Raw genomic sequence first — 1,215 nt, 5'->3', positions numbered from 1 at the left:
TGACGTCCACCGGCACTGCATCGCTCGCAGGCCGCTTGCCGCGCCCCGATGGCGTCACCTGCGCGCGCAGATTCGCGTTCGGGGCGAATACGCCGTGGAAGCGGGTGAGATGCGCGCGTGGCGGCGGGACCAGTGCCGCCAGCTTGGCGATGAAGTCCACCGCATCCCATTCGACATGCGTGGTGCCATTGCGCCACGGCGTCTTGAGCTGGTAACGCACCCTGCCCTGTGGCGAGATCGATAGCCGCTGCTCGCTGATCGCCGGGCGCGTGATGTAGCGGCACAGCTTTTCGAGCTTGTGGCTCTCGTGTGCTTCCGCGGCCACGCCGGCATGCAGCGAGAAGCCGCCGACCTTGCCGGCGTCGCCGTCCAGAGAACCCGCATCACCGGGTAGCGTTTTCAGGGTGACGACCTTGCGGCCAGCGTCGCGACCGGTGGCGATGCGGTAGGTGATCGAACTCATCCGCAGCGCGTCCATGCCGTCGTCGCCCGCCGCGCTGTCGGACAGAAACACGGATTCGTCCTCGCCTTCCAGCCAGCCTTTGCGCGTCAGGTGCCGGCACACGCGATGCGCGATGGTGTTGGCCAGTTCCGTCAGTTGCGCCGATGTGGGCGCACGGGTGCGGTGCAGGCGCGGCTTGCGCTGCGGACGCTCGGTGGTGTCCTCGTACACGCCGTCGAGCCACAGCATGTGGAAGTGGATGTTGAGATTCAGCGCGCTGCCGAAGCGCTGGATCAGGGTCACCACGCCGCATTGCGCCGTATCCCGCGGCACGCCGGCCTGATCGGCAAGCCAACCGGCGATCACACGATGCACGATGCCCAGCACCGGGCCGATCGCCTCAGGCTTGCTGGCGAACAGGAAGCGCAACGGGTACGGGAAACTCAGCACCCATTGCCGCACCGGCCGCGGGCCGAACACCTCGTCCACCAGATGCCGCGCCGACTCGGCCATGCGCCGTGCGCCGCAGCTCGGGCACAGCCCGCGCTTCTTGCAGGAATACGCCACCAGCCTCTTGGCACGACAGTGCTCGCAGACCACGCGCAGGAAGCCGTGCTCGAGCACGCCGCAGCGCAGGTAGGTCTCGAACTCCTCGCGCACATACTCGGGCAGCGGGCGGTCTTCGGCCTCAAGACGCGCGATGAAGTCCGGGTAGTGCGCCTGCACTAGGGCCTGTTAATACTATCGCAACGATTCGACGATCAGTGCGAAGC

Annotated in this window: 1 pseudogene; it reads right to left on the bottom strand. The window is 67.1% G+C overall.

The window, feature by feature from the left end:
- A pseudogene (locus B597_RS37950) lies at nucleotides 1-1,174 on the bottom strand (transposase); the annotation flags it as partial.
- Nucleotides 1,175-1,215: the final 41 nt, after the last annotated feature.

The organism is Stutzerimonas stutzeri KOS6 (genome assembly GCF_000307775.2).
Classification (GTDB): domain Bacteria; phylum Pseudomonadota; class Gammaproteobacteria; order Pseudomonadales; family Pseudomonadaceae; genus Stutzerimonas; species Stutzerimonas stutzeri_B.
Note: the sequence above shows the minus strand (reverse complement) of the source record. Positions and strands in the feature narration are given on the sequence as shown.